The 17,915-nt window shown below is 71.6% G+C and carries 17 protein-coding genes; 7 read left to right on the plus strand and 10 right to left on the minus strand.

What is annotated here, in order from left to right:
- Positions 1 to 300: 300 nt before the first annotated feature.
- The 6 genes from J7E86_RS26455 to J7E86_RS26480 form a co-directional block, all read right to left on the minus strand.
- Positions 301 to 2,823, minus strand: a complete 2,523-nt coding sequence (locus J7E86_RS26455) for a SpoIIE family protein phosphatase (RefSeq protein WP_215085028.1) — start codon at positions 2,821 to 2,823, stop codon at positions 301 to 303.
- A gap of 191 nt (positions 2,824 to 3,014) precedes the next feature.
- On the minus strand, positions 3,015 to 3,434 hold the full coding sequence (locus tag J7E86_RS26460) for an ATP-binding protein (protein WP_215084984.1): 420 nt from the start codon (positions 3,432 to 3,434) through the stop codon (positions 3,015 to 3,017).
- Between the two features lie 373 nt (positions 3,435 to 3,807).
- A complete protein-coding gene (locus J7E86_RS26465; protein WP_215084986.1) occupies positions 3,808 to 4,224 on the minus strand; it encodes a (deoxy)nucleoside triphosphate pyrophosphohydrolase in 417 nt (138 codons plus the stop codon).
- Between the two features lie 48 nt (positions 4,225 to 4,272).
- Positions 4,273 to 4,443, minus strand: a complete 171-nt coding sequence (locus J7E86_RS26470; protein ID WP_215084988.1) for an SPOR domain-containing protein — start codon at positions 4,441 to 4,443, stop codon at positions 4,273 to 4,275.
- Positions 4,444 to 4,726: 283 nt separating this feature from the next.
- Positions 4,727 to 6,379 carry an APC family permease gene (locus tag J7E86_RS26475; RefSeq protein ID WP_215084990.1) on the minus strand — a complete coding sequence of 551 codons (1,653 nt, stop codon included), beginning with the start codon at positions 6,377 to 6,379 and terminating at the stop codon, positions 4,727 to 4,729.
- Between the two features lie 292 nt (positions 6,380 to 6,671).
- Complete coding sequence (locus tag J7E86_RS26480) at positions 6,672 to 7,424, minus strand: GntR family transcriptional regulator (protein ID WP_215085030.1); 753 nt, start codon at positions 7,422 to 7,424, stop codon at positions 6,672 to 6,674.
- Between the two features lie 347 nt (positions 7,425 to 7,771).
- On the opposite strand from J7E86_RS26480, the gene J7E86_RS26485 reads away from it, so the two are divergent.
- Together J7E86_RS26485 and J7E86_RS26490 are read left to right on the plus strand one after the other, a co-directional pair.
- Positions 7,772 to 8,668 (plus strand): alpha/beta fold hydrolase, encoded by an 897-nt coding sequence (locus tag J7E86_RS26485; protein WP_215084992.1) that lies wholly within the window; start codon positions 7,772 to 7,774, stop codon positions 8,666 to 8,668.
- A gap of 240 nt (positions 8,669 to 8,908) precedes the next feature.
- Complete coding sequence (locus tag J7E86_RS26490) at positions 8,909 to 9,523, plus strand: antibiotic biosynthesis monooxygenase (RefSeq protein WP_215084994.1); 615 nt, start codon at positions 8,909 to 8,911, stop codon at positions 9,521 to 9,523.
- Positions 9,524 to 9,673: 150 nt separating this feature from the next.
- Here J7E86_RS26490 and ychF read toward each other — a convergent pair whose 3' ends face one another.
- A complete protein-coding gene (gene ychF / locus J7E86_RS26495; RefSeq protein ID WP_215084996.1) occupies positions 9,674 to 10,762 on the minus strand; it encodes a redox-regulated ATPase YchF in 1,089 nt (362 codons plus the stop codon).
- A 233-nt stretch (positions 10,763 to 10,995) separates the two neighbouring features.
- Here ychF and J7E86_RS26500 point away from each other — a divergent pair, with 233 nt between their 5' ends.
- Positions 10,996 to 11,595: a DUF6542 domain-containing protein gene (locus J7E86_RS26500; protein WP_215084998.1), complete on the plus strand. Its 600-nt coding sequence runs from the start codon at positions 10,996 to 10,998 to the stop codon at positions 11,593 to 11,595.
- Here the strand turns inward: J7E86_RS26500 and ppgK are convergent.
- Both ppgK and J7E86_RS26510 read right to left on the minus strand, forming a co-directional pair.
- Positions 11,492 to 12,256 (minus strand): polyphosphate--glucose phosphotransferase, encoded by a 765-nt coding sequence (ppgK, locus tag J7E86_RS26505; RefSeq protein ID WP_215085000.1) that lies wholly within the window; start codon positions 12,254 to 12,256, stop codon positions 11,492 to 11,494. The two genes, J7E86_RS26500 and ppgK, sit on opposite strands and share 104 nt — an antisense overlap.
- Before the next feature lie 47 nt (positions 12,257 to 12,303).
- Entirely contained in the window at positions 12,304 to 13,338 is a 1,035-nt protein-coding gene (locus J7E86_RS26510; protein WP_215085002.1) for a 4-hydroxy-3-methylbut-2-enyl diphosphate reductase, read from the minus strand.
- Between the two features lie 95 nt (positions 13,339 to 13,433).
- Here J7E86_RS26510 and J7E86_RS26515 point away from each other — a divergent pair, with 95 nt between their 5' ends.
- The 4 genes from J7E86_RS26515 (at position 13,434) to J7E86_RS26530 (ending at position 17,120) form a co-directional block, all read left to right on the plus strand.
- Positions 13,434 to 14,840, plus strand: a complete 1,407-nt coding sequence (locus tag J7E86_RS26515) for an APC family permease (protein WP_215085004.1) — start codon at positions 13,434 to 13,436, stop codon at positions 14,838 to 14,840.
- Between the two features lie 38 nt (positions 14,841 to 14,878).
- On the plus strand, positions 14,879 to 16,099 hold the full coding sequence (gene xseA, locus J7E86_RS26520) for an exodeoxyribonuclease VII large subunit (RefSeq protein WP_215085006.1): 1,221 nt from the start codon (positions 14,879 to 14,881) through the stop codon (positions 16,097 to 16,099).
- A gap of 10 nt (positions 16,100 to 16,109) precedes the next feature.
- Entirely contained in the window at positions 16,110 to 16,388 is a 279-nt protein-coding gene (locus J7E86_RS26525; RefSeq protein ID WP_215085008.1) for an exodeoxyribonuclease VII small subunit, read from the plus strand.
- A 141-nt stretch (positions 16,389 to 16,529) separates the two neighbouring features.
- Positions 16,530 to 17,120: a malonic semialdehyde reductase gene (locus J7E86_RS26530; RefSeq protein ID WP_215085010.1), complete on the plus strand. Its 591-nt coding sequence runs from the start codon at positions 16,530 to 16,532 to the stop codon at positions 17,118 to 17,120.
- A gap of 75 nt (positions 17,121 to 17,195) precedes the next feature.
- Here the strand turns inward: J7E86_RS26530 and J7E86_RS26535 are convergent, their stop codons facing one another.
- The gene (locus J7E86_RS26535) at positions 17,196 to 17,753 is read right to left on the minus strand and encodes a DUF4245 domain-containing protein (protein WP_308312735.1); all 558 of its coding nucleotides are present in this window, start codon (positions 17,751 to 17,753) and stop codon (positions 17,196 to 17,198) included.
- Between the last annotated feature and the right edge of the window lie 162 nt (positions 17,754 to 17,915).

A 17,915-nucleotide genomic window follows, 5' to 3' on the forward strand; every position in this document is an offset into this window, starting at 1 on the left:
GACCGGCGCCGCGCCGGGCGAGGGCAGCGGGTACGTCCGCGAGGTCTTCGCGGGAGCCGCCGGTGGCGGGACGTGGGTGCCGGCGCCCGGCACCCGTGCTCGCGGCCGACACCCGGAGTTCCGACGGCCGAAGCGCACGCGACTGCGGGCTGCCGACCGAGGACCGGCGGCCAGGGTACGAGCGCCGGCGGCCGGCACGCTGGGTACCGCGGCCAACGCGCGACTGCCGGCGCCCGCGGCGCGGGCAACGGCGGCCGGCACGACGAAAGCCGGCGTCCACGGCGAGGAGCCGACCCGCGCTCAGTACAGGCTCAGCAGCGCCTCCACCGCGTCCGGTGCCGGGGAGTTCCCGTCGGGGAGCGCGAGTTCGAACCAGACCGTCTTGCCGTGCGGGGTGCGGCGGCTGCCCCAGGCGGCGCTGAGGAGGCCGACGAGCTGCAGGCCGCGGCCGCCCTCGTCGGTGTCGCGGGCCCGGCGGCGGCGGGGCTGGACCAGGCCGCCGTCCCAGACCTCGCACACCAGGGTCCGGTCCAGCAGCAGCCGGAGCCGGATCTCCCCCTCGCCGTACCGCAGGGCGTTGGTCACGAGCTCGCTCACCAGGAGCTCCGTGGTGTCCACCAGGCTCTCCAGGCCCCAGGACAGCAGCAGGCCGCGGGCCATCTCCCGGGCGCGGGCGACCGAGCGCGGCTCGGGCGGCAGCTTCCAGTCGCCCACGTGGTCCTCGGGCAGGCCCCGCAGCCGGGCCATGAGCAGCGCGATGTCGTCCTCGCCGTGGTGGGTGTCCAGGGCGCTCAGGACGTGGTCGCAGACGTCCTCCAGCGGCCGTGCGGGGTCCGTGAGGGCGTCGCGGAAGGCCTGGAGGCCCTCGTCCAGCGGATGGTCGCGGGACTCCACGAGGCCGTCGGTGTAGAGCGCGAGCAGGGCGCCGTCCGGCAGGTCCACCTCCGTCTCCTCGAAGGGCTCGCCGCCGACCCCCAGCGGCATGCCCGGCGGCACGTCCAGCAGCATGGCGGGCTCGCCCGCCTCGACCAGGACGGGAGGCAGGTGACCGGCGTTGGCGACCGTGCACCGCCGGGTGACCGGGTCGTAGACGGCGTAGACGCACGTGGCCAGATAGACCTCGGAGAGGTCCTCGGCCCGTACGCCGCCGCGCACGCCGCGCGAGGCGGACTGCTTGCCGCCGGGCCGGCCCAGGCCGTGGGCGATCTCGTCGAGGGCGGAGAGCACCTCGGCCGGTTCCAGGTCGAGCATGGCCAGGGTCCGTACGGCGGTGCGCAGTTCGCCCATGGCGACGGCGGCCCGCAGGCCGCGGCCCATGACGTCACCGACGACCAGGGCCGTGCGGTGGCCGGGCAGCTCGATGACGTCGAACCAGTCGCCGCCGACCTCGGTGGCCGCGTTGGCGGGGAGATAGCGGCAGGCGATGTCGAGACCGGCGGCCTCGGGGTCGCCGGGGGGCAGCAGGCTGCGCTGGAGGATCAGCGCGCGCTCGTGCTCGCGGCGGTAGAGCCGGGCGTTGTCGATGCAGACCGCGGCCCGCGCCGCCAGCTCGACGGCCAGGGCGGTGTCCCGCTCGCCGAAGGGCTCGCTGCCCTTCGTACGGGAGAACTGGGCCAGGCCCACCACCGTGTCCCGGGCGACCATCGGCACGGCGAGCGTGGACTGCACGACCCCGCCCAACTCCGGGCCCTCCTCGCGCTCCCGGCGCGGCACCACCTGCACCTGCGCCGTGCGCAGGGCTCCGGCGCAGGGCGAGTGGAAGGCGTAGCGGTGCACCTCGCCGACCTGGATGGGCTTGTCGTCGCCGTCGACGGGCGCGCCCGACACGGCGCTGGCGTAGGCGACGCGGCGCAGTTCGGCGCTGCCGTCGGCGAGGCCGGGCGGCGCCTCGTCGCCGGCGAGCAGGCCCTGGTAGAGGTCGACGGAGGCGAGGTCGCAGAACTGCGGCACGGCGACGTCCAGCAGCTCCCGCGCCGTGGTCTCCAGGTCCAGGCTGTTGCCGATGCGCGCGCCCGCTTCATTGAGCAGCGCCAGATTGCGGCGTACGCCCGCGGCCTCCCGCTCGGCGCGGCGGCGGCCGGTGACGTCGGTGGCGAGCGCGGCCACGCCGATGGGCCGTCCGCTGCCGCTGTGCAGCCGGTACAGCGACACCGACCAGCGGCGCCGCTCGCTCTGCCCGGGGACCGGCCCCACGAGCTGAATGTCCGACACCGGCTTGCCGCTGTCCAGTACTTGACGCAGCGCCGAGGTCAGCCGCTCGGCCTCACCGCGGGGCAGGAAGTCGTGCGGCGTACGGCCGCGGTGCCAGGCGGCGGGGCGGCCGAAGGTCTGGGCGAAGCTCTCGTTGACGCGCAGCAGCGTCAGGTCCGTACCGAAGAAGAAGAACCCCAGCGGAGATTGGCCGAAAACGGCTTCGGAGGCCGCGATGTCGGTCTCTATTCCCCGCAGCGCCTGGACGTCGACGGCGACGCAGAGCGCGGCCCGCTCGCCGCGCTCGTTCTCCGTGGGCATCACATAGATCTCGGCGAGGCCGGGCCGGCACCGCTCCCCGCGCTGGTAGGGGACGATCCCGGTCCACTCCCGGCCGTCCAGGCCGCCTTCGCGCAGAAAGGGGGACGGCTGCCGCGGCACCCCGGGCCGGGGGTGCGCCTCGGGCGGGGTGAAGATCTCCGCGGGGTCCTTGCCGACGGCCTGTCGCGCCGCTATTCCGAACAACTCGGCCGCGCGTTCGCTCCACTGCTCGATCCGCCCGTCGGGGCCCAGCGAGAAGGAGGCCACGCGAATGTAGTCGTAGAGGGACCCGGGCGGGCTGTTCTGCCACATCCCGGTGGCTTCCGTTACCTCCGGCGTGCCACCCGCCGTACCCGCTGGCTTTTCGCTCACGTGCCCGTCCCCTCCGGCTCATGTGCTCGCACCGGCATCAGAAGGCCGAGTATCCAGCACAGGTGGCCTTCGGAACACGGACTTCACGATCACAGCACGGTCTCAACCCGCTATGTCTCCTCACCGGGTTCCTAACCGGGCAGACTGAGCTCGAACCACACGGTTTTCCCGGTGTTGCCCCGGCGGGTGCCCCAGCGTCGCGAGGCCATGGCCACCAATTGCAGTCCGCGGCCGCCCTCGTCGTCGGGTTCGGCGACACGTTCGCGGGGTGGATCGGGCAGTGGGTCGGAGACCTCCACGAGGAGGGTGGGGCCGGCGTGGGAGTACATCCGGACGCCGATGGGCCCGCTGGCGTACCGCAGGGAGTTGGTGACCAGCTCGCTGACCAGCAGCACCGTCACGTCGGTGACCCCGCCGAGGCCCCAGTCCTCCAGGGTGTCGCGCACCAGCGTGCGCGCGGTGCGGACGGCGCCGGGTTCGGCGGGGAAGCTCCATTCGGCGAAGCCGGGCGTCGACGCCAGGGTCCCTGCGCTGTCGCTCACGCCGACCACTTCCCAGACCGCTGCGGCCCCGTCCGGGATTGCCCGGATACGGGGAGAATAATCAGCACATACCCGGTATGGCGGGCTGACTATCTTCTTCGGCACCGCGGGGTCGTCGGCTGTGCCACGGATGGCGTAGTCCGCCGGGACGGCCGGCGGGCGGACCCTCGTCCGCGGGCTGTCTTTGCCGCCTGCGGCGGCGGGTGCCCTACGGGCGCGTCCTCAATCGCCGGACAGGCTGGATTTCGGCTGGGCTCAGCCGATGTCAGCCCGTCTGGGGGCACCCCAGCGGTAGCTGGGGGAGATTGAGGACACCACCGCAGCGGTGGTGCGCACGACACGGCCCGCAGGTCACACGATCCGCCGAACACGGCATGCCCGGCTACGGCCGCGAGCGGGCGGCATCGCCGAGGAGCAGGCGGGCCGCGGCGGCGACCGCCGGCCGGTCCTGGTCCAGCCAGTCGACCTCGTCCACCCGGTCCGGGGTGAGCCAGCGCAGCTCGTCGTGGTCCTGGAGCGGCCGGGCCTCGCCCGCCAGCAGCCGCGCCGTCCACACGTGCAGCACGTACGGCGGCCGCAGCGGCCACTCCCCCTCGATGCGCTCCAGCGGCTCGGCCTCGACGCCGAGCTCCTCGCGCAGCTCCCGCACCAGCGCCTGCTCGGCGCTCTCGCCGGGCTCCACCTTGCCGCCGGGCAGCTCCCAGCGGCCGGCCAGCTCGGGCGGCGCGCTGCGCCGCGCCGCGAGCAGCCGTCCCCGGTCGAGGACCGCCCCGCCCACCACCACGCGCACCGTTGTCATGGAGGGCAGCTTAGGCGGCCGGACCGACGGGCCCGGTGGGGTGCGGTGTCAGCGCCCCATGCGCTCGACTATGTAGAGCCGGCGGCGGCCACTGGCGTCGAGCCGCTCGGCCACCTCCTCGGCCTCCGTCTTGGTGGCGTAGCACCCGACGCGGTAGCGGTTGCCGTTTGCCTCCTGACGGATCACCAGCCAGGGCAGAATCGGTCCGCTGTCAGTCATCGCCCCTGCCCTTCCGCCGTCGTACGCACCGGCGTACGCCGTTCGGCGTCTCCCCGAGAAAACGCAGTCCGCATATGCCGAGCGTACGCCCGACCTTTACGCAGCGGATACGGTTTTTCACGAAGAGGTACGCATTTGGCCACGGCGGGTCACCACGGGCCGCTCAGGAGCCCCAGAGGGCGTACCGCCGGCCCGCGCGGCCGGGGACATGCCGCAGGGGGCGGCCACGGGCCCGTACGGACCTGTGACCGCCCCCTGGAGGACTGCCCGCGGAAAGCGGGCCCTACGCCTTCGGTGCCTTGGAGAGCGCGAGCTCCTCCTGCTCCTCGGCCGCGGCGGCGGCCTCCATCTCCTTCTCGGTCTCCACCAGGGTGGGGTTGCGCCAGGCGCTGCGCACGCCCCAGAAGTAGAACGAGAGGGCGATCAGGACGACGACGAGGGCGTCCCAGCCCGGAGCCAGATAGCCCTGGCCGCCGAACTCCTCGCCGCCGGCCCAGGACACGAACGCCATGACCAGCAGGTAGGCGACCACCCAGGCGCCCGCCTTGAGGTGCGGCTTGATCACGGCCCACGGCTTGCGCAGCTCGTACCAGGCCCAGACGGGCAGGCCCACGGCCATGATCAGGATGACCTTGCCGGTGAGCGGCCAGCGGCCCCAGTACAGGACCAGTGAGCCGAAGATCATGGCGACCGGGGCGATCACCGGCATGGCGCGCAGCTTCACCGGACGCTTGAGGTCCGGGGAGATGCGGCGCAGGGACATCACGGCGACGGGGCCGGTGATGTACGAGATGACGGTCGCCACGGAGACGATCTCGGCGAGCGACCCCCAGCCGCGGAAGACCGCGAGGAAGAGGAACGCGACGACGAGGTTGAGCACGAGCGCCGGGCGCGGGACACCGGTCTTGGGGTCGACCTTGCCGAAGACTCCGGGCAGGTGGCCGTTCTCCTGCACACCGTGGATCATGCGCGAGGTGGTGGCGGCGTAGATCATGCCCGTGCCGGACGGCGAGATGAAGGCGTCCGCGTACAGCAGCATCGCGAGCCAGTTCAGGCCCCAGGCGATGGCCAGGTCGGCCAGCGGCGAGTTGTAGCCGAGGTTGGCCCAGCCGCCGGACGTGGCGAGGTCGCCGGAGGGGACGGCCATCAGGAAGGCGATCTGCAGCGCGATGTAGATGACCAGCGCGATCAGGATCGAGCCGATGACGGCCTTGGGCAGCGACTTGCCCGGGTTACGGGCCTCGCCGGCCATGTTCAGCGGGGACTGGAAGCCGTTGTACGCCCAGACGATGCCGGAGACGGCGACCGCGGTGAAGACGGAGCTCCAGCCGTTCGGCGTGAAGCCGCCCGACTCCTTGATGTTGCTGGTGTCGAAGTGCGCCCACATCAGCGCGCCCGCGGTCAGGACCGGGACGACGACCTTGAAGACGGTGATCGCGTTGTTGGTCTTGGCGAACAGCGTGATCGCGAACCAGTTGAGGAAGAAGTAGAAGACCAGCAGCACGCTGGCCAGCGCGACACCGCTGCCGGTCAGCTCCTTGCCGTCGTACAGCTCCTTGGCCCAGCTCCACTTCCAGGAGCTCATGTACTGCACGGAAGCGGTCGCCTCGCCGGGGATGACGGAGACGATCGCGATCCAGTTGGCCCACGCGGCGAGATAGCCGGCGAGCGAGCCGTGCGAGTACTGGCCGTAGCGGACCATGCCGCCGGCCTTGGGGAACATCGCGCCGAGCTCGCTGTAGGTGAGCGCGATGGTCAGTGCGACGACCGCGCCGATGACCCAGGCGAGGATCGCGGCGGGTCCGGCGATGGCCGCGGCCCGCTGGGCACCGAAGAGCCAGCCGGAGCCGATGATCGACCCGAGGCCGACAGCGGTCAACGCCACCGGGCCGAGGGTCCGGCGGTAGTTGGAGTGGGAACCCTGCTCGGTACTCAACGCCCCGGATCTCCTTCTCTTTCTTCTCCCTCACGGGCAGGACACAAACCGCGCCATCGTACGAGCGATTTGGACGGCGGCGTTCCGCGAAAAGCCCCTGACCTGGCTGTATGTGAGTTTTGCAACAGAAAAAACCGCCCCGCCCTATCCGGGCAAAGCGGTGCGAACTGCATACTTCCTACCCGCTGGTAAGGATCAGCGGGCGGCCCCGGACCGGTCGGAAATCGTTGTCACCGACCAGCCGGGGCATGGTTCATCCCCTCGTCATCCACACGTCACCGGCAGGACACCCTCATTTCACCGGCAGGTGGTAAGCGATCCGATACCGCTCGGCGAGCACGACGATGTCCGCCGTCTCCACCGGACAGCCGCCCGCGAAGTACGTCCGGGAGACCACGACCACGTAGTGACCGGGGACGCCGCCGAGCGCCAGGACCTCCTCGGCGAGCCCGGGCCGCGCGCCGACCTCCTCGGCCACGTTGTCGACGATCAGGTCGATGGCGGCCATCCGCTCCACCACGCCGCGGCCGGCGAGCGGGCCCTCCTCGGGGAGCATCACGGGCGTCCGTCCCGTGACGGCGAGCGGCTCCCACGAGGTGGACAGCATCACCGGCTCACCGGCGGCTCTGAAGAGATAGTCGGTCCGCATGACCCGGTCGCCGGTGGCGATGCGCAGCCGCCGGGCGACCGCGACGTCCGCGACCACCTGCTCGCTGCGGGAGTCCCAGGTGCCCTTGACCCGGCCGTCGGCCTGCTCCTGACGGAACGGCGTGGACTCCCCGGCCGTGCGATAGCCGGTACGGGCGAGGGCGCGCGGCACGGGCTGCTCCCGTACGTACGTGCCCGACCCCGACCGCCCCTCGACGAGCCCTTCGGCCATCAGGACCTTGCGGGCCTCCAGAGCGACGGTGTCGGAGACCCCGTACTGCTCGCGGATGCGCGCCTGGGAGGGGAGGCGGGTGTGGGGCGGCAGGTCGCCTGTGACGATCTTCTGTCGAAGGTCACCGGCGACTCGAAGGTATGCGGGCTGGTCACCGAAGGCCACGTCCACTCCCAACAGGTTGACAGTCAGCAACAGCTTGGCAACCCTCCGTGGCGATCCGCAACTTCAGGCCAGGGTTTCACTAGATGTAGTGAATTGCAGCTCAGGGGCGTGTAGTTGCAGACCACAGGCGCACGTGCGGGAAGCATTCCCGCCCGGCACATCCGCAATTATGCGCCGCGAACTCCCCTTGCGACACAGGGCGTCGCCACGCTGCGTAATGAAAGCCATGACGTGGCGACCATCACAACGACGCATCGGCTGGATCTTGCTACCGTCGTGCGCAACCGAGCAGGTTGGATGTTCAAACCCACTCGGCTTCGGAAAGGTCGCGACAAAAGGGGTGCGAAGTGTCGCCGAATGCGAATGATCTCGACGCGGAGCTCGCGGCGTCCTTGGACGGCGATTTCAGCAGCCGCTATGCCGACGTCAACGGCGTCCGGCTGCACTATGTGATCGGCGGACAGGGAGAGCCGCTGGTGCTGCTGCCGGGCTGGCCGGAGACGTGGTGGGAGTACCGCAAGGTCATGCCGGCCCTGGCGGAGCGCTATCGCGTGATCGCCGTCGACATCCGGGGCATGGGCGGCTCGGAGAAGCCGACGTCCGGCTTCGAGAAGAAGAACATGGCGCTGGACATCCGGGAGCTGGCCCGCCATCTCGGATACGAGAAGATCAATATCGCCGGGCACGGCATTGGCGCCATGGTCGCCTTCAGCTTCGCCAATACCCACCCGGAGGCCACGGAAAAGGTGGCCATCCTCAACACCACGCACATCGACGAGAGTTACTACGACTTCTCCATGGTGCCACGCCCCGACCACCAGGGCCCCCACCGCTGGTGGCTCGCCTTCCACCAGGTGCGCGAACTCCCCGAGCAGCTCCTCGCCGATGGCCGCTACCGCTACCTCATCGACTACATGTTCAACCTCAGCCTGGTGAACCCCGACTCGATCACCTCCGAGGTCCGGGACGTCTACACCCGGGCGTACTCCTCCCCCGCCGCGATCCGCGCCGCCCAGGGCTGGTTCCAGGCGTACCAGCAGGACATCGAGGACTTCTTGTCCTACGACAAGGTCACCGCCCCGATGCTGGGGCTGGCGTACGGCACCTTCTTCGACTACATGAAGCAGGTGCTCCCCACCCAGGGCACGGACGTCCGCATGGCGGAGATCAAGAACACCCGCAACTACCTGGTGGAGGAACAGCCGGAGGCGGTCACGGAGGAACTGCTGGCGTTCTTCGGCTGAGCCCCGGACGGACCGGCCCGCGGCCCGGCGTGGGAGAGGCTCCTGCGCCGGGCGGCGGCGTTCCGGCACCGACGCCGCGAGGGAACGGGAAAGGGCCGCGCTCGCGAGAGGCGCGCCCGGCGACGGCCCGCTTCTTCACCTGGATGCCCCTGCCACGTTGCCCCGCATCCGCCCCGGCCATCGCATGGAGTGGGGAAACACGAGCCCGCACGGGGCCGTCGGAAGGCAGGAGTGGGCGCCATGTACGTGCGCAGCATCTATGCAACGGGTGATCCGGCCAAGCTCGACGGGGTCGCCGAGGCGCTCCGGACCGAGGGGCGCGAGCTGCTGTCGGCGCAGCCGGGCTTTCGCGGGATGGGACTGTTCGCCGACCGCGAGCTCGGCAAGCTCCTGGTGGGATCGTGGTGGGAGGACGATGCCTCCCGGCAGGCCAGCTTCGAGAACCTGAGCAAGCGACGGGCCGAGCTGATGGCTCCCTTCGCGCAGACCATGACGGTCGACAACTGGGAAGCGGCGGTCGCCCGGCGCGCGGAGGACCTTGGGCCCAGCGCGGGGTTCCGGCTGGTCCGCATGGACGTCGAGCAGTCCGACACCGACCTGCTGGTGGACACGTTCCGCGACATCTCACTGCCCAAGCTCCAGAAGATCCCCGGACTGGCCGGCATCTCCCTGCTCGTCGACCGCGACAGGGACAGAGCCGCTGTCGGCGCGCTCTACACCGACCGCGACGCACTCGTGGCATCCCGTGGCGTCGTCGCGGCGGTCCGCGGAGAGGCCGCGGCGAAGGTTCGTGTGACCACCAGCAGCCTCGAGGAATTCGAGGTGGTCCTCGCCACGGCGGTCCCCCACGTCTGACCCCGCGCGCCCTCGCGCGCCCTCGCGCGCCCACACGCGCCCACACGCGCCCACACGCGCCCACACGGCGGAAGGGGTCGGACTCGACCGAGCCCGACCCCTTCTGACCTGCACGTTTGATGAATCATCCACCGTGCGGCAAGCGCGTGACTACACGTTGAAGCGGAACTCCACCACGTCGCCGTCCGCCATCACGTAGTCCTTGCCCTCCATGCGGGCCTTGCCCGCCGCGCGGGCGTCGGCCACGGAGCCGGTGGCGACGAGGTCCGCGAAGGAGATGACCTCGGCCTTGATGAAGCCCTTCTGGAAGTCGGTGTGGATGACACCGGCCGCCTCGGGGGCCGTGGCGCCCTTCTTGATGGTCCAGGCGCGGGTTTCCTTCGGGCCGGCCGTCAGGTAGGTCTGCAGGCCCAGGGTGTCGAAGCCGACGCGGCCGAGCGTGGCGAGGCCGGGCTCCTCCTGGCCCATGGACTGGAGGAGCTCCAGCGCCTCGTCGTCGTCCAGCTCGATGAGCTCGGACTCGATCTTGGCGTTGAGGAAGATCGCCTCGGCCGGGGCGACCAGTGCGCGCTGCTCGTTCTTGAAGTCCTCGTCGACCAGTTCGTCCTCGTCGACGTTGAAGACGTAGAGGAACGGCTTGGTGGTGAGCAGGTGCAGCTCGTGCAGGAGGTCGCCCTGCTCGGTGCCCTTGGTGATGCCGGCCGAGAAGAGGGTCTGGCCGGACTCCAGGATGCCCTGGGCCTTCTCGACGGCGGCGAGGACGGCGACCTTCTCCTTCTGGAGGCGGGACTCCTTGGTCAGGCGCGGGACCGCCTTCTCCACCGACTGGAGGTCGGCGAGGATCAGCTCGGTGTTGATGGTCTCGATGTCGTCCTTGGGCGAGACCTTGCCGTCGACGTGGACGACGTTCTCGTCCTTGAAGGCCCGGATGACCTGGCAGATCGCGTCGGACTCACGGATGTTCGCCAGGAACTTGTTGCCCAGGCCCTCGCCCTCCGAGGCGCCGCGGACGATGCCGGCGATGTCGACGAAGTCGACCGTGGCGGGGAGGATCTTCTCCGAGCCGAAGATCGCGGCCAGCTTCTGCAGCCGGGGGTCGGGGACGCCGACGACGCCCACGTTGGGCTCGATGGTGGCGAACGGGTAGTTGGCCGCCAGCACGTCGTTCTTGGTCAGGGCGTTGAACAGGGTCGACTTGCCGACATTGGGCAGACCGACGATTCCGATCGTGAGCGACACGTGGCGACTTCCCGTAGCGAGATTCCCATGACGACGCAGGCGGCCGGTCGGCCGGTGCCATCCCCGGGAATGGTGTAAAGGGTCCGCGGCCCACGGCGGGGCCGGTCATCCAGTCTACGGGTCCGCGCCGCGCGGACGGCCCGGAAGGACTATCAGTCGAACACACGGCCAAGGTGGCCCGAACGGCGTGTCCAACGTCGGATTCCTCCCACTTCTCGACCTACTTTGGTCGGGTGGAGCAACCCAGCACGCGAATCCCTCAGCGCAAGGCCCGTCGCACGTCCCCCGTGCCCCGGCCCGCCTCCCCCGTGGGGCAGGGCGAGAGCGCGTCGCTCTACCGTGCCCGCTCCGGGCGCGCCTCTCCCCCACTGCGGGTGCCGGGGGCGCGGCTGACCGGCCTGGGCGGCGGAGTGCTCCTCGTGCTCGCGATGCTCACAGCCGGCTGGCTGGACGCCCGTACGGCCGGTGGCTCGGCCACCGCCTACGGGGTGTGCTTCCTGGTCGCGAGCGCCGCGGGCGCCGCTTGGGTGCGGCCCGTCGACCTGGCGACCGCGCCGGTGACCGCGCCCATCGCCTTCGCGGTGGGCGCCGTGCCCCTCAGCGGCGGCTCGGGCGGCCTCGCCGGCCAGGCCATGGGCATGGTCACCGTGCTGTCGCTGAACGCCGGCTGGCTGTACGCCGGCACCCTGCTGTCCGCGCTGATCGCGTTCGCCCGCAGGGTCGCGCTGATCAGGTCGCGGCGACGGGAGCGGAGCCGGCAGCGGCGGCGGCCATCGCGACCCCCACGATCCCCGCGTTGTTCTGGAGCCGAGCGGGAACGATCTCGGCGCTGACGCCCTCGATCAGCGGCAGGAACTTGTCGGCCTTGCGGCTGACGCCGCCGCCGATCACCAGCAGGTCGGGCGAGAACAGCTTCTCGACGTGGACGAGGTAGCGCTGGACCCGGCGGGCCCAGTGCTGCCAGTTCAGGCCCTCGTCCTCCTTGGCCCGGGTCGAGGCGCGGGTCTCCGCGTCGTGGCCGTGCAGCTCCAGGTGGCCCAGCTCGGTGTTGGGCACCAGCGTGCCGTCGGTGAAGACGGCGCTGCCGATGCCGGTGCCGAAGGTGAGGACGATGACCGTGCCGGGCCGGCCGTGCCCGGCGCCGTGACGCATCTCGGCGAGCCCGGCGGCGTCCGCGTCGTTCAGGACGGTCACGGGGGCACCGAGCCGCTCGCCGAGCAGCGCGGCGGCGTCGAGGCCGATCCAGCCCGGGTCGACGTTGGCGGCGGTACGGGTCGTACCGCCGACGACGACGCCGGGGAAGGTCACCCCGACCGGCCGCCCGGACCAGCCGAAGTGGTCGGTGACCTCGCGGACGCGGTCCGCCACCGCGTCCGGGGTGGCCGGGTGCGGGGTGAGGACCTTGAACCGGTCCTCGGTCATCTCTCCCCGCGCCAGGTCCACCGGCCCGCCCTTGATGCCCGATCCGCCGATGTCCACACCGAATGCGTCCATGACGACCACGCTAAGGGGTCGGGCGGGCGGTCACCCCTCAGGGGAGGTCACCCGTCGACGGAGCCGGAGCCGGAGTCGGAACCGGAGCCCGCGGGCCGGCCGGACAGCTCGGCCGCCTCCGCGCGCAGGTCCCGGCGGAGCTCCTTCGGCAGCGAGAAGGTGATCGACTCCTGGGCTGCCGTGATGGTCTCGACGTCGTCGTAACCGCGCTCGGCGAGCCACTGGAGGACGCCGTCGACGAGGATCTCCGGCACGGACGCGCCCGAGGTCACGCCGACCGTGCCGACGCCCTCCAGCCAGTTCTCGTCGATCTCGTCGGCGAAGTCGACGAGGTGGGCGGCGCGGGCGCCCGCGCCGAGGGCGACCTCGACGAGGCGGACGGAGTTGGAGGAGTTCTTGGAACCGACGACGATCACCAGGTCGGCGTCGGCGCCCATCTGCTTGACGGCCGTCTGGCGGTTCTGCGTGGCGTAGCAGATGTCGTCGCTCGGCGGGCTGATGAGCTGCGGGAAGCGGCCCTTGAGGGCGTCGACGGTCTCCATCGTCTCGTCCACCGAGAGGGTGGTCTGGGAGAGCCAGACGACCCTGGACTCGTCGCGGACGGTCACGTTCGCCACGTCGTCGGGGCCGTCGACCAGGGTGATGTGGTCGGGCGCCTCACCGCTCGTGCCGATGACCTCCTCGTGGCCCTCGTGGCCGATGAGGAGGATGTCGTAGTCGTCGTTGGCGAACCGGACGGCTTCCTTGTGGACCTTGGTGACCAGCGGGCAGGTGGCGTCGATGGTGGCGAGCTTGCCGCGCGCGGCCTCGTCGTGGACGACCGGGGCGACACCGTGGGCCGAGAAGATGACGATGTTGCCCTCGGGCACCTCCTCCGTCTCGTCGACGAAGATGGCGCCCTTCTTCTCCAGGGACTGGACCACGTACTTGTTGTGGACGATCTCGTGGCGCACATAGACGGGTGCCCCGTACTGCTCCAGGGCTTTCTCGACGGCGATCACGGCACGGTCCACGCCCGCGCAGTAGCCACGGGGGGCGGCGAGCAGAACCTTGCGGGCGGTGGTAGCAGTCATGCGATCCATCGTACGGGCCCGTCATCCGCGGATTCCGCTTGACCGGCATGGCGGCCGGAGCTGGGGCACGATGGCGGGAGGTACGCACCAGCGAGGGGCACTCCATGGGCACACCACCCGCCGGCGGTCACGGGAAGAGCGGGAAGAGCGGCGAGAGCGGGCGGCGCGAGGGGAACGGCGAGCGGGAGACGCTGCGCCGCACGCTCTCCTTCCGGGACCTGGTCGTCTACGGGCTCCTGTTCATCGCCCCCATGGCGCCGGTCGGCATCTTCGGCACCCTCGACGCGAAGTCGCACGGGGCGGTCGCGCTCGTCTACGTGGTGGCGACCGTCGCCATGGCGTTCACCGCCTTCTCGTACGCGCAGATGGTGCGCGTCGCCCCCCGGGCGGGGTCCGTCTACACGTACGCGCGCGTGGGGCTCGGCGAGGGCCCGGGGTTCATGGCGGGGTGGATGGCGATGCTCGACTATCTGCTGATCCCGGCGGTGGCGTACCTCTTCTCCGGCATCGCGATGAACGCGCTGGTGCCGGAGGTCTCGCGGTGGGTGTGGACGGCCCTCGCGGTGGTCGTGACGACCGCGTTGAACATGTGGGGGGTGCGGACGGCGGCGCTGGTGGGCTTCCTGGTGCTGGTCATGGAGATCGTCGTGCTGCTGGTCTTCGTGGCCGCGGCGGTCTTCGCCCTGGCCGAGAAGGGCACGCAGCGCGGCTGGCTGTCGCCGCTGACCGGGGAGGGCGGGCTCTCCACGGGGGCCGTCTTCACGGCGGTGTCGGTGGCGGTGCTCTCGTATCTGGGCTTCGACGCGATCGCGGCGTTCGCGGAGGAGTCCGCGGGCGGCTCCGAGCGGGTGGCGCGCGCGGTGCTGACCTGCCTCGCGGTGGCGGGCGTGCTGTTCATCGCGCAGACCTACCTGGCGTCGCTGCTCGCCCCCATGTCGCCGATCGAGCTCGCGGCGGACCCGGCGAGCCAGGGGTCGGCCTTCTACGACACGGTCGACGCGGCGACGGGCGCCTGGCTGCACGATCTGGTGGCCGCCAGCAAGGCCATCGGCGCGGCGTTCGCGGCCCTGGCCGGGCAGGCCGCGGCCGGCCGTCTGCTGTTCGCCATGGCCCGCGACCGGCGGCTGCCGGGCGTCCTGTCGAAGGTGGACCGGGGCTCGGGCGTGCCGCGGCTCGCACTGCTCGGCGCGGCGGCGGTCACCCTGGTGGCGGCGGTGTGGGCGGCCCGGCGCGACGACGGCCTCGACCGGCTGGTGTCGGTGGTGGACGTGGGCGCGCTGGTGGCGTTCGCGCTGCTGCACCTGTCGGTGATCGGCTGGTTCGCGGTGCGCCGGCGGGGCGGTCCGGTGGACCCCGTGCGGCATGTCGTGGTGCCGCTGCTGGGCCTGGCGGTGGTGATCGCGGTGATCGTCAAGGCGTCGGGCACGGCGCAGACCGTGGGCGCGGTCTGGGCCGTGGCGGGGCTCGGGGTGCTGGGGGCGCAGGGCTTCCGCCGGTCCTCGACCGGCTGAGGGGCGGCGTTGTCGGACCCCGCCACTACGCTCACCCCATGGCTCTCAACACGTCCCCGGACGCGCCGATCCCCGTAGGCCAGGTGTCGCGCCTGATCGGCGGGTGGATCGACCGGCTGGGCGCGGTGTGGGTCGAGGGGCAGATCACCCAGCTGTCGCGGCGGCCCGGCGCGGGCGTGGTGTTCCTGACGCTGCGCGACCCGTCGCACGACATCTCGCTGTCCGTCACCTGCTACCGCGCGGTCTTCGACCAGGTCGCCGACATCGTCTCGGAGGGCGCGCGCGTCGTCGTGCACGCCAAGCCCGAGTGGTACGCGCCGCGTGGCTCGCTGTCGCTGCGGGCCACCGAGATCAAGCCGGTGGGCGTCGGTGAGCTGCTGGCGCGGCTGGAGCAGCTGAAGCGGTCGCTGGGGGCGGAGGGGCTGTTCGCGGCCGACCGCAAGCGGCCGCTGCCCTTCCTTCCGCAGCTGATCGGGCTGGTCTGCGGCCGGGCCTCCGCCGCCGAGCGCGACGTGCTGGAGAACGCCCGGCACCGCTGGCCCGCCGTCCGCTTCGAGATCCGCAACGTGCCCGTGCAGGGCGTGCACGCCGTGCCGCGCGTCATCGAGGCGGTCACGGAGCTGGACAAGGCGCCGGACGTCGACGTGATCATCGTGGCGCGCGGCGGTGGCAGTGTGGAGGATCTGCTGCCGTTCTCGGACGAGCGGCTCGTACGGGCGGTGGCCGACTGCCGTACGCCGGTGGTGTCGGCGATCGGCCACGAACCCGACTCGCCGCTCCTGGACCTGGTCGCCGACCTGCGGGCCTCGACCCCCACCGACGCGGCGAAGCGGGTCGTACCGGACGTGGGCGAGGAGCTGATCCGCGTCCGGCAGCTGCGCGACCGGGCGCTGCGCTGCGTCACCGCGCATCTGGAGCGCGAGGAGCGCGGCCTGGCGGCCGTACGGGCGCGGCCCTGCGTGGAGCGGCCCCAGCGGATGGTCGACGAGCGGAAGGCGCAGGTCGACGCGCTGACCGACCGGGGGCGGCGCACGCTCGGCCATCTCCTGGACCGTGCGGAGTCGGAGCTCTCGCACACCCACGCGCGCGTGGTCGCGCTGTCGCCGGCGGCGACGCTGCGCCGCGGCTACGCGGTGCTCCAGCACGCCGACGGCTCGGTGGTGCGGACCGCCGAGGAGGTGGCGGCGGAGGAGGAGCTGCGGGCGCGGGTCGCCGAGGGCGGGTTCACGGTGCGGGCCGTTGTCACACCGCCCGCATAGTCTGGGCGGCATGGCGAAGACGGGTGTGGCGGAGGACGGGAGCACGGGCTCCGGCGAGGGCGTGCTGGGCTACGAGCAGGCGCGGGACGAGCTGATCGACGTGGTGCGCCGCCTGGAGGCGGGGGGCACGACGCTGGAGGAGTCGCTGGCGCTGTGGGAGCGCGGCGAGGAGCTGTCGAAGGTGTGCCGGCGCTGGCTGGAGGGCGCCCGGGCACGACTGGACGCGGCGTTGGCGGAGTCCGGGGAGGACGCGGCGGCGGGCGCGCGCGGCACGGCCGACCAGGGCTGATCCGCCCGGTCGCGGCGGGTGGGCACGGCTCGGCGAGCGTGAGTCGAGTCACCGCGCCCAAGGTTTGATTGAAAGTTCACACACATTGCGTACAGTGGATGTCATCAGTACGACCCCCCACGCTTGTGAAGGTGTTCTCCCATGACCCTCGCCCTCGACCGCACCGCGCAGGACCTGCTCTTCCGTGAGGCCCACACGGCCAACACCTTCTCCGCGGAACCGGTGACCGACGAGCAGATCCAGGCCGTCTACGACCTGGTCAAGTACGCCCCCACCGCCTTCAACCAGTCGCCGCTGCGCGTCGTCCTCGTCCGCTCGCAGGAGGCCCGCGAGCGCCTGGCGCCCCTCATGGCCGAGGGCAACCGCGCCAAGACGGTGTCCGCGCCGCTGGTGGCCATCCTCGCCACGGACAACGAGTTCCACGAGGAGCTGCCGACGCTGATGCCGCACTTCCCGCAGGCCAAGGACGTCTTCTTCGCCGAGCGCCCGGTCCGCGAGCGGTCGGCCGCGCTCAACGGCGCGCTCCAGGCCGGTTACTTCCTCGTCGGCGTGCGTGCCGCCGGGCTGGCCGCCGGCCCGATGACCGGCTTCGACCACGCCGGTGTCCAGAAGGAGTTCCTGGACGCCGACCACACCCCGCTGATGATCGTGAACATCGGCGAGCCCGGCGAGAACGCCTCGCGCCCGCGCGCCCCGCGCCTGGCCTACGACCAGGTCGTCACGACCGTCTGACGACGACCGGTCCGGGGGGGGCACCGGCCCCCGAGGGGCCTCCCCGGACCGCACCGGACGCACCGGCCGTCGCGCTCAGCCCTTCGCCGCCCCTTCGGGCCGCGTCCTCTCGGCCTTGAGCGCGGCGGCCATCTCCGTCAGCCGCTCGTAGGAGGCGGTGCCGGTGACCACCGTCGTCACCCCGCGCTCCTCGCGCACCAGGGCGTTGTACTTCTCGCCCTCGTAGCGCCGCCAGGTGGCACCCGCCACCTGCTGGGTCCTGGCGGTCCGGCTCGCGCGCTGGCTGGCGCTGTCGATGAACTCCTCCGCCGGGCCGTCGCTCTGCTCGATCGCGACGTACTCCTCGGTCGGGTCGAGGAAGCCCAGGTGCCAGGCCGACCCCTGCTTGCCGCCCGCGCGGTACGAGACCGAGGTCGCGCGCCAGCCCTCGCCCAGCCCCTCGGGCGCCGCGACGGGATACGGCGCGGCGCGCCGGGCCGTGTCGAGCTCCACGCGGTAGCCCACGGTCTTCACGGCGTTCTTGCCGTCGTCGTGCGGAATGAAGACATAGCTCACGAGCGCGATGGGGACCACCACCGCCAGCGAGAGGATCATGTTCCGTACGGTCTGCGCCTTGCCATTCCTACCTGCCACCTCACCATCGTCCCCCATGCCCGCGCCGATCTTGACGCCGGTCGGCCGTGGGCCGCGGCGCGTCGCCGCGCGAGCCGCACGTGACCTTGACGATGCTCATGCGTGGGGCGCCCTGCTCACTCTCGCGGTAAACCGATAAAGTCATCACACCCTCACTTCCTT

Source organism: Streptomyces sp. ISL-11, from assembly GCF_018614525.1.
In the GTDB taxonomy this organism is placed as follows: Bacteria; Actinomycetota; Actinomycetes; order Streptomycetales; family Streptomycetaceae; genus Streptomyces.